Source organism: Klebsiella indica (assembly GCF_005860775.1).
Lineage (GTDB): Bacteria > Pseudomonadota > Gammaproteobacteria > Enterobacterales > Enterobacteriaceae > Klebsiella > Klebsiella indica.
The window spans coordinates 86,572-101,451 of record NZ_VCHQ01000018.1; the positions used below are offsets into that span (position 1 = coordinate 86,572).

Consider the following 14,880-nt stretch of genomic DNA (forward strand, 5'->3'; position numbering starts at 1 on the left):
GTTGTCAATAAGATGATTTTCACCACTTACTGGAGAAATCACTATGGCTCAAATGATGAAACGCTGGCAGTTGTCGTCGTTCGGCACTGAAAACCTTCACCTGACTGAAGTCCCTTTACCGAAACCGGGATATAACGAGTTGTTGGTTAAAATCTCTGCGGTCTCCCTTAACTACCGGGATAAACTGGTGCTGGAGGGGAAACTGTTGCCAGACCTGCCGGAAATGCCTTTCACGCCCGTTTCAGATATGGCGGGTAGGATTGTCGCAACAGGCCCCGGCGTGACCCGTTTCCGTACCGGGGACCGGGTCACCGGAAATTTCTGGACGCAGTGGCTGGATGGTGATGCACCGGATGATATGGTCAGGCACGGCCGATCGCTGGGTGGTCCGCTCCCCGGAATGCTGGCTGAATATGTCATACTCGACGAAGATATTGCTGTCGCTTCTCCTGACTCACTGAGTGACGAGGAGGTCTCCACTCTCCCGGTTGCAGCCCTGACGGCCTGGTTCGCGCTTGTAGAAACAGGAAAACTCAAACAGGGGCAGCGAGTGCTGGTCCAGGGAACCGGCGGCGTGGCACTGGCAGGGCTCCAGTTGGCTCAGGCTCTGGGTGCGGAAGTCACCGTCATTTCGCGTAGTGAAGAAAAACTACAGCGCGCAAAGGCGCTCGGGGCATCAGGTCTGGTTAATACCCGCCTGACGCCAGAATGGGCATTGCGGGCTACTGAGTTGTCCGGGGGACGCGGATTTGACCATATCCTGGAGCTTATCGGCGGTGACAACCTGCGCCAGTCTGCAGAAGCCCTTGCACCGGGAGGGCGGATTGCTCAGATTGGTTTTCTTAAAGGCGGTGAGATGATTCTTCCTGCCGTGCCATTGATGCTTAAAAGAGCAAATATTCAGGGGATTACCGTGGGCCACCGACGCGCCCTTGAAGAGCTATGTCAGGCTGTTGACCACCATCAAATCAAACCGGTGATTGATAAAATCTACGATTTCTTCGATGCGAGAGCCGCCTTCACGCATCTGGAGAGAGGACCGTTCGGGAAAATCGTCATCCGCATCAGTTGATGATTTAGCATATAAATAGAAAAGGCGACTCTCATCTGGCCTGGGGGGGACATTGCCCCCTCATTTCCTGATGCTCTTTTAACCCGTTCGCATTCAATAAGAGACATACTGATGACCACTTACCTTACCCTGTCTTCAATTATTACCGCGGCTGAAAGGATTAAAAATGCCGTCATTCGTACCCCTACGGTTTTGTCACCGGGATTATCCGATATGCTGGGAAGAAAGGTGTTTCTCAAACTGGAAAATTTGCAGACTGGCGGCTCTTTTAAACCCCGGGGCGTGCTGAACCTGCTTTCCGCTTTCACTGGCAACCTGAAAGAGGGCTGTTTCGCTACCGTCAGTGGCGGCAACTTTGGTATCGCAGTAGCAGAAGCCGCAAAAGCGCTTGATGTAAATGTGACCGTCATTATGCCCAAAACGGCCCCGGCCTCATCAGTTGAAAAAATACGCCATTCGGGTAGCACAGTGCTTATTGAGGCAGATGTCAGTTCCGCGTTTGAACGGGCCAGGAAACTTGCAGAACAGGGATATCATGTTATCGATGACTGTAGCGACACTCTGGTCGCAGAAGGATATGGAACCCTTGCACTCGAACTTATTGCTGACTGCCCTTCATTAACCGATGTATTTGTTGCGGTGGGCGGTGGAGCCATGCTGGCTGGCATCGCAACGGTACTGAAATCCCGTAATCCTGACATCCGCATATGGGGAGTGGAAACCGAGGGGGCCAGTTCGATGTACCACGCGTTGACGGCGGGAAGGCCAGTTAACGTGGACATCACCTCCACCCTTTCAACTCTGGGCGTTCCTCGGATCGATCCTCTGATGCTGGAACACGCTCAACGCTACCTTGAAAAGGTCATCCTTGTGTCGGATAGCGATGCTATACAAGGCATGATTTCTTTTGGCGAGAAAGCCAGACAATGGGTTGAACCTGCAACCGGGACACTTATTCCGGCCGCGCGCGCCGTTATCCCCACACTTCCCCGGAACGCGGTTATTGGACTTATCGTATGCGGGGGGAACGTGACATACCCGGAGATGCAGGTATGGACAAAACACGCAGGTATCAAGTAACAATAAAGATATAAAAATGTCATCGGTGATTTTCCCGGGGCACGAATTGTCAGCAATCAGAGCCGACGTCCCGAACGTCGGCTCTGGATTTTGTCCGTGTCATGCCACCAGGCATATCTCAGACCGTGCGCCATCTCCGGGTCAACGGCTTTTCAACTTCCACAATCAGGAACATCATAAAACCGATAATGCGGATCCATCATCCCGGCAATCCCCAGCAAAATAACGCCCTGCTGCAAATCCTGATGGGTGAGTTCCGTTTGCCCGTCAGCGGCCGGTTTCCACGCCGCCACCATTCGTAAATAAACAGCGTTACCCACACTATCCGCAGACACCCTCGCATCGTTTTATCCTCAAAGAAAATCACCCTCTGTCATTCTGTCTGGAAGCAAAAACAGGCTTTGCAAATATCCGCAGGTAAAATTTCCCCATCAGATTCAGCTTATTGCCAGTACAGTTAGTGCCCCCTTCCAGGACAGAGAGATCCCCTGTAACGATTTCATTTCCTCTCCTCCGTGATTATGATGGCGGTAATTATCCTTTCTGTTCGCAGTGATTGAGAAATAGATGGACTTCATCAGCATTATTATGTCGGCGGGAAAAAGCTCCGTCGATGTGGCGCTTTACACGCTGCTGCCAATCATGGTTGTCATGCTCATCGTAATGAAATATCTGGAAGTACGCGGGGTGCTGGACGTCATCGTACGCTGGCTCGCGCCGCTGCTGAAGCCGTTCGGCTTAACCGGGATGAGCGCGTTTGCTCTGATCCAGATGAATTTCGTCAGCTTTGCCGCCCCGCTGGCGACGCTGGCCATTATGGATAAACGCGGTGCGTCGGATCGACAGATGGCGGCTACGCTGGCGATGCTTTTCGCCATGGGGCAAGGTAACGTTTTCTATCCGTTAACGCCATTTGGCCTGCACTGGCTGGCCTCTATTGTCATTTCGATCGCTGGCGGGCTGTGTGCCGCCGCGGTAACCTGGCATATTACCGGTCGCAAGCTGTCTACGATTGAGAATCCCCGGTCAGAAGCGCTCCCCAACGCCGAGCAAAATAATCGGGGGATTATCGCCGTGATCAACAGTGCCGGTTCCGACGCCATTCGACTGGCGCTTGGTGCGGTGCCAATGCTGATTTTGTCGCTGGCTATCGTGGGCGTTATGCAAGCCGCAGGCGTGATTGAGATGCTCCAGCACCTCCTGCTGCCGCTGCTGTTGTGGCTGAATATTCCCGTTAACTTCGTGCTACCGGCGCTGGTCAAGTGTGTTGCCGGGGGAACGGCTTATTTTGGCGTGATTTCTGAACTCATTCAGCAGGGTAAGGTGACCGTGAGCCAGATTAACGCCTCCGCCGGGCTGTTAGTTCAGACGTTCGATCTCCCTGGCATCGGCATCTTCCTGGGCGTCAGCTCGCGTTTCGTACGCCTGTTCCGTTTCGCCGCAACCGGCGCCATCGCCGGAATTATCATCCGCACGATTATGCACCTCACGCTATTCTGATCCTGCCGCCTGCGCACGGAGGCAGGCCGCGACGTCAGCCTGAAAGCTACAGGCAATATGATGGTCAACCCGGGCCATCATCCACGGGAAAAACGGATTGGAGGTGACGCGCATCAGCGTATCCAGCCCGATACTCAGGGTCGACGTTTCCCCGCGCAAAGAAATCGTGCCAATGCTGATCCCGTAGCGATTTTTCTCCACCGGTTCCCGGCCATAGAGCGAATCGCTCAGCGGGAACGGCACCGCGACGTGCGACAATGAATACATATCCTGCGGCCAGGTAATATGCAGCGGCGTCACGGTTTCCGTCCGCGTGCCGGCAAGCGTTGTGCGGGCCACCGTATCATCGGTGTCAGCCGCGGCATTGGTGATAATCGTCGTTGCATAGGGCCGTGGCGCCGACGGTAGTAAGCTGCTCACCGCCGAATAAAGCGAGGGACGGAATAGCGCACGAAGGTTCGCCGCCTGATTAATATCAAAAATCACCAGTTCGCTGCCGTTATCCGGCAAATAGCGATAAAGCGAATCCACCACCGCGCGGGTGCTTACCGTTGAATCCATCACCGACTGAAAAGTTAACACCGGCGCTAATTCAGCCAGCCGTTTGTTCTGCGACGCTTTCACGATCTGCTGCTGCAACGCCTGAGACAACAGCCACGACTGCCTCGCCGCTTTGACCGGAAACGAATTGTATTTATAGGGATTGAATTCCGGGACAATATTAAGCCATGCGGCGCGGGCAAAGGCCGGAAAAATCGAGGGCAGGCCCGCAATCCCGGCAAAACGGGCAAACGCGGTGACGCCAATCATCGGCGACAGCAAAATTATCTGCTGAGGTCGGCGCAACGATTTATCATCCAGACTATCAAGCGCGTATTTCAGCGCCAGCGCCCCGCCGTTAGAGTAACCAATTATGTGCAATGGCACATCGGGCCCCGTCAGTCGCGTCGCTTCCCGTACCGCCAGACGGGTAGTCGCTATCCACTCATTCCGGTCAACGGCGGTCAGCGCGCCAGGTGCGGTACCGTGCCCCGGCAACCTCGGCGCCACGGCAACAAATCCCTGCTGCTGATAACGCTGCGCCAGGTACCGTACGCTGTAAGGCGAATCCGTCAGGCCATGGAGCAGCACCGCCGCGCCGCGCGGCTTGCCCTGCGGCAACAGAATAAAAGAACGATTCCAGTTGGGATGAAACTTATCCGGATAGACCAGGCTTTGCGCATAAAAACGGTTAATCGTCGTTTTTTCATCATCATTCAGCGCATCGGTGATCGTGCTTTTCAGATCGCGGAAAATCGCCCCCTCCCGCGCCAGATATTGCGCAAAGGTGGCATGATCTATCTCGCTGGCCGTCATTTCATCTGCGGTCCAGGTATGCCAACGGTGTAGCGCGGGGCCACGCTGTGACTCGTAAATACGCCCAATAAAAAAGACCACCACCACGACCAGCAGGCCCATGAAACATTTTTTCGCCAAAGAGACCATTCTCACGCCCGACTTATTGAGAATCCGGGTAAAGCGCATCATTGCCATATTTTTGTCCGAACTCTCTCTTTTGCACACCCGATTGGCAAATTACGCCGCCCGACACCGATCCTGCAATTCACTTTTTAAACATAGAATAAACCAACCGCCCGTTGTGACGGTCAGAAAAGGGAACCAACATTCATTCTCTCGGGTGTAACGGATCTGCGCTAAACAAACCGCGCGGCGGGGTTAAAAAGAGACCATCCGCGACAAACACGGCCGCCATGGGCGTCGCTGAGGCGCAGTCATCGCCCTCCCCTGCGCCAACTGATTCTAATTTCAGTACTTTTCCTGTTGAAACGGTGAAATTCTCCACCGTCTTTTCCAGTCTGTGACATACTAAGCACAACGTCGGCAGAGCAAAACAAGGAGTAAGTCATGAACCAAAATGCCGCCAGGCTGACCCCAGAACAAGCCCTTACGCAACTTGAAACGCTGTATGAAAAATCGGTCAATGCGCTGCGTAAAGCCATCGGCGAATATATTACTCATAATACGCTCCCTGATGATAGCGCACGCGCGGAAGGGTTGTTCGTGTATCCGCAACTGTCAGTCACATGGGATGGCGCTGAACATAAAGCGTCAAAAACCCGCGCCTGGGGTCGCTTTACCCACACCGGTTGCTACACCACCACTATCACTAATCCCACACTTTTTCGCGCCTATTTGCTGGAGCAGCTCACCCTGTTGTATCAGGATTATGACGCCTGCATCACCGTCGGATTATCGCAGCATGAAATTCCCTATCCGTATGTCATTGATGGTTCTGAATTAACACTTGATCGTTCCATGAGTGCCGGGTTGACCCGGTTTTTCCCGACCACAGAGCTTTCGCAAATTGGCGATGAAACCGCCGACGGCCTGTTCCATTCGACCGCGTTCTATCCGCTTTCGCACTTCGACGCCCGCCGTGTGGATTTCTCTCTGGCCCGGTTGCGCCACTATACCGGCACCCCGGTTGACCATTTCCAGCCGTACGTGCTGTTTACCAATTACACCCGTTACGTCGATGAGTTCGTACGCTGGGGCTGTAGCCAAATTCTCGATCCCGATAGCCCTTATATTGCCTTATCCTGCGCGGGCGGGATCTGGATCACTGCGGATACAGAAGCCCCGGAAGAAGCCATTTCCGATCTCGCATGGAAGAAGCACCAGATGCCGGCCTGGCACCTGATCACCAAAGATGGTCAGGGGATCACATTGATTAATATCGGCGTAGGGCCTGCGAACGCCAAAAATATCTGCGATCATCTGGCGGTGTTGCGCCCGGACGTCTGGCTGATGATTGGCCACTGCGGCGGTCTGCGAGAAAGCCAGACCATCGGCGACTATGTGCTGGCTCACGCCTATCTGCGCGACGACCATGTGCTGGACGCGGTGCTGCCGCCGGATATCCCGATTCCGAGCATCGCCGAAGTCCAGCGTGCGCTTTATGACGCCACGAAACAGGTCAGCGGCATGCCGGGTGAAGAAGTTAAACAACGGCTACGCACCGGGACAGTGGTCACTACCGACGATCGTAACTGGGAACTGCGCTATTCCGCCTCAGCGCTGCGTTTTAATCTCAGCCGCGCGGTGGCCATCGATATGGAGAGCGCCACCATTGCCGCTCAGGGTTATCGCTTCCGCGTCCCCTACGGCACTCTGCTGTGCGTATCCGATAAACCGCTGCACGGTGAAATTAAACTGCCGGGCCAGGCCAACCGGTTCTATGAAGGGGCCATTTCCGAGCATTTACAGATTGGTATCCGGGCGATTGACCTGCTGCGCGCCGAAGGCGACCATATGCACTCGCGCAAACTGAGAACCTTCAACGAGCCGCCATTTCGCTAATCTCCGGCCCATTTCGCGGCAGATAAAACATCGGGTGCCATCCGGTACCCGAACTCAGCATCGCATGTTTCGTCACTCTGGCCTTGCATGCGGCTTTGGCCGCTGCCGATGGGCTATTGCGTTCTTTCGTGTTTGCATCAGAAAAATACCCAATGGCTAATAACCAACATATTCCACAAAAATACATACAAGACTCTTGTATAATATGTTCCTATTGTATTATCTAAATTTTATTACAATATTTTAACACTAAGGAATATCTGCGTCTGGCATCAGTGATTCAACAGGAGTTCATTATGTTTGTTATTCAGGATGTACTCATGATTGGTAGTTTAAACGGAATACAAATCAGAGCCGGGGCTAGCGGCTTTCAGCGTGCAGTAACCACGGTGACAATAATGGATATACCGGAGATTGCAGATTGGCTTAAAGGTGGCGAAGTAGTTATTTCTGGCGTGCTATTTGAACAGTGTTTTTCCAAAGAAATGGTTGATACACTACTGGCAAAAAATGTTGCTGGTATTATTACCAAAGAGAAATTCACACTAAGAATTTCACCAGACATTTTCTCGTGGTGTGATGAGGTTGGATTCCCGATCATGTTAATTCCGGCAAATTATAGTTGGGAAGAAGTAATGAATCCTATACTCAATGCCATTATTCGTAAGCCTTATCATATCATTGAGGAAAGTCAAAAAGTTCACTCTCTGCTGATGAATGCCATGATCGATGGTGTTTCGCTACCGGAAATGTGCTGCCGCTTCCGCTCTGCTACTGGCCTGAGCCACGCAATTACCGATAGTGACCTTTATTTGATCGGTGCATCCGACGATATTAACTGGAAAAACCATACCAGAGAGCTAAGTATTAATCAGCTCAAACCGTCAGCGTTGCATATGCAGACTATGGATAATACCAGAATACAAACTTTTTGTTATTGGGGTAAAATATTGTCCATCCCAGGGAAACAACTATTATTCTACCCTGTCATCCTGAATCATATAAAATATGGCTATATTATTATCTTGCTCGATGATAACGTTGTCGAAATACCGGCCGACGAAACTGTCCGCATCCAACAATATGGTTTATTTGTCGCGTTACATGTAACAAAAATGAGTGAAATAAGTAACGCTACCCGACGCTTTAATCAGCTTATTATGGACCGATTACTTTCGGAAGATAAATTATCTCAACACAGCATTGAAACCATGTTGGCTCCAACAGGTAAGAAAATTCACCGTCAGTATATTGTTGCCAATCTGTTGTATAGTAATTCTGATGGTATTAGATCTATTGAATTACAGAACAATCGATTAAATCAGTTTCATGACATTCTGAAAAAACAAATTAGTAACAGCGATCACATTATTACATTCGAAAAGTTCAACTCACAAATAGTCTTAATCCCCTGGCCGAATGATGCTCTTGAATCTCTGATAGCCGATATTCGCAAACTGTTCATTCTTACCACCGGCTATGCAAAAATTTATATTGGCATCAGTGAACCTGTAGCCCTGAAAAATATTCGCATGGGGTTTACTCAAGCACAACGAACCGCACAATTTTTGTCATCAACAGCCAGCATCGTACCTTATTACAAGTATCAGGACCTCGGAGTGCTTCGTTTCTTTATCGACAGACAAGAGTATATTTCTGGTTATTTTCTCAAGGAAATGTATGAGACCTACATCAAACCGCTACTTGACTATGATAAAGAACATCACAGCCATCTATTTGATACATTAACAACATGGATTAATAACGATTGTTCAAAAACCAAAACCGAAAAACAACTCTTCATTCATAAAAACACCCTGATTGCTCGGTTTAATACCATCAATAAAATTCTTAACTGCAATATCAACAAGGCAGAAGATCTCTTCAATGTTCAACTGGCGATGAAGATTCATTTGGCTCTACAGCTTGGTCACTTTGATAAAAGCGTGATTTAATTTTATGTTTACTCGCTATATTAATGGCAACATAGATAATTAATCCCGACAGCATTCCATACAGAATAGGGAAAACTGAAGAGGTTCCTAAATGGATAAAGAGAAAAGTCACAACTACGAAGCTACCTCCCAGTGACCAAAGACCGGCCTTGGGACTAAAACGCGTAAGAATAAAACTGGCCAACAACGGAATAAATACACAGCCAGATAGATAGCCATAGCAAATTTTAATTCCCACCAGTACATCGCGGATCCATAGTGCGCAAATCATAACGACAATTCCGATAATAGCAGCAAACAACCTTGTTGCCCAAATGGCCTTTTTTTCAGTTGGTTCTTTATCCAAATAGCTATGGTAGATATCATTATAGAGAATAGTTGATGATGCCAGAATAGTGCCGCTGGCAACAGACATTGTTGCAGCCATTGCCGCTGCGAGTACAATTCCCTTTATACCCGAAGGAAGAAAGTCTATAACTCCCTGCACAAACGCGTTTTGTGGATCGCTAAGTGAGGGTTGAATAATGCAAACACACATGCCGATAATCACTGTTGCAAAAGCATAAACAATACTATAAATCCCTGCACAGAGGGTCCCAGCCCTGGCAACGTAATTGTTTTTAGCCGTAAAAATTCGCTGCCAGATATCCTGACCAATAATAATTCCGGGAACATATAGAACTAGATAGAGCACAATATCTTCTATGCCAATACTGGTAATTGAAAAGTGGGACGGCGGCAAGTTATTGACAAACACATTCCACCCTCCCACCGCCGAAATACTGAAAACCGGTGCAAGAATAATAAAACCAACGGTTTTTATTGCAAATTGAATAACATCTGTTAGGGTCACAGACCACATTCCACCGATAAACGTATAGATAATAACAATCCCTCCGCCTGCAACCATTGATAATGTAAAATTTGTTTGCAGTGTACCACTAATAATTTCACCAATAGCGATTACCTGCACTACACTTAGCGTAATAGTATAAATTAACGTTAGCAGAGTACTGAATAATTTAGCCACATAACCATAGTTTTCCTCAACGATTTCGTTAATACTCAGCGCTTTTAGTTTTGCCAGCTTCGACGAAACCAGTAATCCTGTAACAATAAGCCCGATGCCAATACTCAGATTCAACCAGATGCCTCCGACACCAAACTCATAACCGAGGCGCACGCTGCCCACCGTTGAACCACCGCCTAATGCCAGAGCAGCCATACAACTAAAAAATATCGGCAAAGAAAGTCGTCTGCCGGCAACAAGAAAATCTTCTTTAGAACGAGCAAATTTTAGCGACAATAATCCCACGATGGCAATTCCGAGCAGATAGACAATAATAAACAGATAATCAACCATTGTTAGCATAACTGTTTCCCTTTATCTCTGGCCTCAGTAAATCCCTTAATCTATTTTCCTATAACTCATAATTAAAAAAAGTGAAGCACAAAACACTTTTATTATTCAGCAGTGAGATCACTCGATGTTTTATCAGGAAAACTCGACTGTGGTACCTGTTTTTCCCTCTAATGCCTGTAATGCCTTGTCGAGTGAGGTAATAATTGCCCGTCGTTTCGGATATCTATGTACAAACTTTAGTGCTGCCTGTATCTTTGGCAACATGCTCCCCGGAGAAAAATGACCTTCCTTGATATATCGATTTGCTCGTACTAATGTTAATCGGGAAAGATCCCGCTGCTGTGGCGTATTGAAATTTATTGCAACTCTCTCAACTTCGGTGAGTATGAGTAATATGTCTGCATTAAGCTCTTCAGCCAATAGTTCTGCAGCAAAATCTTTATCTATAACAGCAGCCACCCCTTCCAGAGAGCCATCAGTATTTTCAATAACCGGGATACCACCGCCACCGCATGTTATTACTATGGCGGTTTCTGCCATTTTTTTTATCGCATTAATTTCGACGATTCGTTGCGGTAGCGGAGAACCCACGACTCTGCGACAACCCCGTCCGGCATCCTCGCGCATAATATAACCTTTCTCACGAGTGAGAACTTCAGCCTCATGCTGGCTATAAAATGGTCCAATAGGTTTGGATGGCACAAGAAATGCCGGGTCGTTCCGAGCAACTAAAACTTGTGTCGCCAGAGTGACAACTTCCGTTTTACAACCCCGTTGGTTGAGTGCATACCTAAGCGATTGCTGTAAATGGTAGCCAATATACCCCTGCGACATAGCACCGCATACATCGAATGGCATTGGCGGTACAACGTCTTTCGCAGCTTCACAGGCAAGAATAATTCGCCCTATTTGCGGGCCATTACCATGCACGAGGATTATATCATAACCCTGCAGCCTGATATCAGCGATACGCTCACAGGTCTGTTTAATCACGGATAATTGGGCCTCGGCAGTAGGCGCGCTATCCTTAGACTGCAAAGCATTCCCCCCCAGCGCAATAACTATTTTTAGTTTCTCCAGCATGCTTCCCCCTAAACCTCATTAACCAGCCGAAACACATCCATGCAGTGCCCTGTCAAAAAATTAACGATGTTGTCACAGGAAATTCGCTGAAGCTCGGTCATTGATTGGGTTGAATAAAATGCTGAATGCGGAGTGATAATCACGTTAGCCCGTCGGGCTAACGGATGCCCGGCAAGCTGCGGCGTTTCATCATTTAACACATCCAGCCCTACTCCACGAACTAACCCCCTATCCAGGGCCTCTGCCAGCGCGGCTTCATCGACGCTTAACCCCCGCCCCAGATTCAGGAAAATAGGGTTACGCCGCATTTGCGCAAACTCTTTGATTGTGAAGTAGGCAACATTGGTATTTCCCAGATTCATATGGTTAGTAATCACATCAGCTTTCTGCCAGATATCCTCTGGAGTAACCATTTCTACCCCAATAGAACACGCTCGTTCTGGGGTGACCGCAGGATCGACAGCAATTATCCGCATACCCAATGCTTTAGCGAGACGGGCTACCTGACTACCGATTTTGCCCAAACCGAAAATACCAAGGGTTTGCATCTCAATACGCTCCGGTCTGCGTGGAAAGTCATACCGCCAGCAGTAGTTTTGCTCAATATCATAAGTGTAGGATTTGAGATTCTTGTTCAATGCAAGCATCAACGCAATGGTGTGCTCGGCGACGTCCCTGGTACAGTACTCTGCCACCGGACATATCCCCACACCATGAGCGGTCGCGGCGCTAAGATCGACATTGTCATAACCTGTAGCGTTAATAGACACCACACGCAAATTTTTCGCTCTTGAAAAAAACTGAGCATCAAGGCGAATAAAAGCTGTCAGAAGAGCATCAGCATCAGAAAGCAGGCTAATAAATTCATCACGTTTTTCATCTGTATATTCGTAGATGATAATTTCCGCATCAGGTAATCCCGCCGTCAATATAGTGATTTCGTTGTCATGCAGAGGCATCATGGAATCTTTATAGTCACTTATTACTATCTTCATGCTTAGGCCTCTCTTATTACCGGAAAAGTCATGCAATGCGGCCCGCCACCTGCCTTCAGAATCTGGCAGAGGTCAACTTCAATCACATCAATCCCCAACGCCTTCATTCTGGAGTTAACAGTGACGTTATTTCTAATTGCCATTACTTTTCCCTGTCCCAATGCCTGAACGTTACAACCGTGCCTGAAAACCTGTTCGCTCTCTACCGGAATCACCGTGAAATTACGGCGCCTTAACATTTGCAAGAAGTTATAGGGAAGTTCATGCACCGCAGCCAGACACACTTTTTCAGCAACGATATTAAATACCATGTCCAGATGCAGGTTAGCAGGCGGGCAAGGTACACCAACGACCGTATAACCAAACTTTTCGAGTTGCTCGCGTAAATTAGCGACGCCTGCTTCATCAGTACGATCCACCAGACCAAACGCTAATGTGTGCTCGTCAATCATCCAGAAATCACCGCCTTCAAAACAACCGGCATTGCAACGCGCAATGACCGGAACGCCCTGCTCTTTTAATTTGGCTTCATACACAACAGTTTCCGGCTGACGGGCTGGGTGACGAAAACGACCAATAATCGCGCCTTCTTTGACGCAAGCGCCAAAATCACGGGCAAAGGTTTGCACTTCCATGCTTTTGTCGGGGGTCATTTCCACCACTTCAACACCATTGTCTCTATAGGCGCTAACCAGTTCTCGCCACTCCCGGACCATCAGATCGTTTTGCTCCGTTTCCCCTTTTTCCATCCAGGTCTTGGTAATTTCATTGATCGCATTAAATACATAATATTGAGGGGAACACACTAGCACTTTTTTTAATGTATCAGTTGCATTAGATACAAATACCTGAGACATAATATTAACTCCTTTTTAAATAATCAGAATGAAACTCCACCAATCAAAAATGTACAGGAAATCATGAGCAACAATATCATAAATTTCCAGTTGCTTTTTACCCATTGTCCGTAGCCAATATGTGCAGCCTGAGTGCAGGTCATCACCACAATCGACGTTGGCATAATCATTTTCACTAATCCGAGAGCGATAAGATAAATATCAACCATAATTTCTTCTTTCACGCCTGCAAATACGGCCAGAGGCACCATAATTGGCATCGTAGCAGCAGCTAATCCCGTGGAGCTAGGAATGAATGAAGCGATGACCAGGTAAAAAAGCAGACATACCACAACAAAGACAATTGGGTGCAGGCTACTGAGCGTAACTTCACCAAAGTGCAAAATCGTCGGTGTAATAGATCCATCATTCATAATAACCTGAATACCCCGCGCCAGAGGTACGATAAAGGCCGTGGATACCAGAGTCGCTGCACCTTTAATGATCACATCAATAATCTTATCGATATTCATCCTCATTATATACCCGGAGATAATCGTAGATATGATTAACATCGCATTAATTTCATTAAAAAACCATTGACCAAGAGGCACCATATCTTTGCCAAGAAGAGTTCCCAACCAGGGAATATTCACTAACCACGCGGTAAAGGTTTCAAAAAACGTCCAGTTCGGGTTTAAAGAGGACCATGGAATCAAAGAAACAATCATAATACTGAAGGTCGCGCAAAAGATTGTCAGAACTTTTTTTTGTGCATTCGTCAAAGATGTCTCAGTATTCTCTGCCAAAGGAAACTCTTTCAGATCCTGTTCCCGACGAAAATGCTGTGGAGATTTATGCGGCTCCTTTTTGACCTTGTCCGCATAGCGGCAAATATATATAGAAACCACGCCAATAAAAACAATAAACATTAACATTCGCATGATAATGCCATTACCTGGACTAATTCCAGCGATACTGGAAGCAATTCCCACAGCAAATGGATTGACAATCGATGCCAGACAGCCAGCCTGGGTTCCCAGGACAACAATCATTACAGCAACCATCGTATCCAATCCTAATGCCAGCACAATGGGAAGGAACATCATTAAGTATACAAAACCTTCTTCATACGCCCCCTGAACGGTACCAAAGATCCCCATTACCAGCACGAGTAGTGAAATCAAAACGTGGTAATTCTGCTGGTTCTTAATTGCGATTCGTTTAAGGGCTATTTTTATTGCCCCTGATTCATCCATCATTTCCAGAAAACTGCCGAACAGCATGATATTTAATGAAATAGCTATAGCACCTGTCACTGATTGGTTGCCGATCATACCAATAATCGGTGCCATAAAAATATTCCATAACCCCTGAGGATTTGCGACCGATTGTGTATAAGTTCCGGATATTGCACGACCAGCCTCATCTAACTGATATTTTCCGCCTGGGATAAACCAGGTTAATATGGCAACAATAGCAATAATAAAGAAAATGATGACATAAGCATTGGGCGATTTTAATTTTTTTTCGGTTTCATCTATTGCAGACATACAATGATTCCTTATTATTATAGCCAGCAATTTTGCTTTCATAGCATGAATAATCGCTGGCTGTAAGGTTACCGTGAACATTA

11 protein-coding genes and 1 pseudogene are annotated in these 14,880 nt (G+C 48.0%); 5 read left to right on the forward strand and 7 right to left on the reverse strand.

Annotated elements, in window-relative coordinates; genetic code table 11:
• Positions 1–43 precede the first annotated feature (43 nt).
• Together FE839_RS14665 and FE839_RS14670 are read left to right on the forward strand one after the other, a co-directional pair.
• Positions 44–1,072 (forward strand): zinc-dependent alcohol dehydrogenase family protein, encoded by a 1,029-nt coding sequence (locus FE839_RS14665; RefSeq protein WP_138361539.1) that lies wholly within the window; start codon positions 44–46, stop codon positions 1,070–1,072.
• Between the two features lie 111 nt (positions 1,073–1,183).
• Positions 1,184–2,152 (forward strand): threonine ammonia-lyase, encoded by a 969-nt coding sequence (locus FE839_RS14670; RefSeq protein ID WP_138361540.1) that lies wholly within the window; start codon positions 1,184–1,186, stop codon positions 2,150–2,152.
• A gap of 191 nt (positions 2,153–2,343) precedes the next feature.
• Here FE839_RS14670 and FE839_RS25120 read toward each other — a convergent pair.
• Positions 2,344–2,454, reverse strand: a pseudogene (locus FE839_RS25120) (hypothetical protein); the annotation flags it as partial.
• A 265-nt stretch (positions 2,455–2,719) separates the two neighbouring features.
• Between FE839_RS25120 and FE839_RS14680 the strand changes: the two are divergent.
• Positions 2,720–3,652 (forward strand): nucleoside recognition domain-containing protein, encoded by a 933-nt coding sequence (locus FE839_RS14680; protein WP_138361542.1) that lies wholly within the window; start codon positions 2,720–2,722, stop codon positions 3,650–3,652.
• Here the strand turns inward: FE839_RS14680 and FE839_RS14685 are convergent.
• On the reverse strand, positions 3,644–5,185 hold the full coding sequence (locus FE839_RS14685; protein WP_138361543.1) for an alpha/beta hydrolase: 1,542 nt from the start codon (positions 5,183–5,185) through the stop codon (positions 3,644–3,646). The two genes, FE839_RS14680 and FE839_RS14685, sit on opposite strands and share 9 nt — an antisense overlap.
• Before the next feature lie 372 nt (positions 5,186–5,557).
• Between FE839_RS14685 and FE839_RS14690 the strand changes: the two genes are divergently transcribed.
• On the forward strand, positions 5,558–7,012 hold the full coding sequence (locus tag FE839_RS14690) for an AMP nucleosidase (protein WP_138361544.1): 1,455 nt from the start codon (positions 5,558–5,560) through the stop codon (positions 7,010–7,012).
• 296 nt (positions 7,013–7,308) lie between these two features.
• Entirely contained in the window at positions 7,309–8,967 is a 1,659-nt protein-coding gene (locus FE839_RS14695) for a PucR family transcriptional regulator (protein WP_138361545.1), read from the forward strand.
• Here FE839_RS14695 and FE839_RS14700 read toward each other — a convergent pair.
• The 5 genes from FE839_RS14700 to FE839_RS14720 all read right to left on the reverse strand — a co-directional run bounded on the left by FE839_RS14700 (position 8,897) and on the right by FE839_RS14720 (position 14,797).
• Entirely contained in the window at positions 8,897–10,339 is a 1,443-nt protein-coding gene (locus FE839_RS14700) for a sodium:solute symporter family protein (RefSeq protein WP_138361546.1), read from the reverse strand. The two genes, FE839_RS14695 and FE839_RS14700, sit on opposite strands and share 71 nt — an antisense overlap.
• Positions 10,340–10,462: 123 nt before the next feature.
• Positions 10,463–11,413 carry a carbamate kinase gene (arcC, locus tag FE839_RS14705; RefSeq protein WP_138361547.1) on the reverse strand — a complete coding sequence of 317 codons (951 nt, stop codon included), beginning with the start codon at positions 11,411–11,413 and terminating at the stop codon, positions 10,463–10,465.
• 8 nt (positions 11,414–11,421) lie between these two features.
• Positions 11,422–12,408, reverse strand: a complete 987-nt coding sequence (locus FE839_RS14710) for an NAD(P)-dependent oxidoreductase (RefSeq protein WP_138361548.1) — start codon at positions 12,406–12,408, stop codon at positions 11,422–11,424.
• 2 nt (positions 12,409–12,410) lie between these two features.
• Positions 12,411–13,265: a dimethylarginine dimethylaminohydrolase family protein gene (locus FE839_RS14715; protein WP_171034893.1), complete on the reverse strand. Its 855-nt coding sequence runs from the start codon at positions 13,263–13,265 to the stop codon at positions 12,411–12,413.
• Between the two features lie 23 nt (positions 13,266–13,288).
• Entirely contained in the window at positions 13,289–14,797 is a 1,509-nt protein-coding gene (locus tag FE839_RS14720) for a YfcC family protein (protein ID WP_138361550.1), read from the reverse strand.
• Positions 14,798–14,880: the final 83 nt, after the last annotated feature.

Excerpts from the sequence above, each read along its gene's own strand:
- FE839_RS14665 (WP_138361539.1), top strand. The coding sequence starts at position 44 with ATGGCTCAAATGATGAAACGCTGGCAGTTGTCGTCGTTCGGCACTGAA.
- FE839_RS14670 (WP_138361540.1), top strand. The coding sequence starts at position 1,184 with ATGACCACTTACCTTACCCTGTCTTCAATTATTACCGCGGCTGAAAGG.
- FE839_RS14680 (WP_138361542.1), top strand. The coding sequence starts at position 2,720 with ATGGACTTCATCAGCATTATTATGTCGGCGGGAAAAAGCTCCGTCGAT.
- FE839_RS14685 (WP_138361543.1), bottom strand. The coding sequence starts at position 5,185 with ATGGCAATGATGCGCTTTACCCGGATTCTCAATAAGTCGGGCGTGAGA.
- FE839_RS14690 (WP_138361544.1), top strand. The coding sequence starts at position 5,558 with ATGAACCAAAATGCCGCCAGGCTGACCCCAGAACAAGCCCTTACGCAA.
- FE839_RS14695 (WP_138361545.1), top strand. The coding sequence starts at position 7,309 with ATGTTTGTTATTCAGGATGTACTCATGATTGGTAGTTTAAACGGAATA.
- FE839_RS14700 (WP_138361546.1), bottom strand. The coding sequence starts at position 10,339 with ATGCTAACAATGGTTGATTATCTGTTTATTATTGTCTATCTGCTCGGA.
- arcC (WP_138361547.1), bottom strand. The coding sequence starts at position 11,413 with ATGCTGGAGAAACTAAAAATAGTTATTGCGCTGGGGGGGAATGCTTTG.
- FE839_RS14710 (WP_138361548.1), bottom strand. The coding sequence starts at position 12,408 with ATGAAGATAGTAATAAGTGACTATAAAGATTCCATGATGCCTCTGCAT.
- FE839_RS14715 (WP_171034893.1), bottom strand. The coding sequence starts at position 13,265 with ATGTCTCAGGTATTTGTATCTAATGCAACTGATACATTAAAAAAAGTG.
- FE839_RS14720 (WP_138361550.1), bottom strand. The coding sequence starts at position 14,797 with ATGTCTGCAATAGATGAAACCGAAAAAAAATTAAAATCGCCCAATGCT.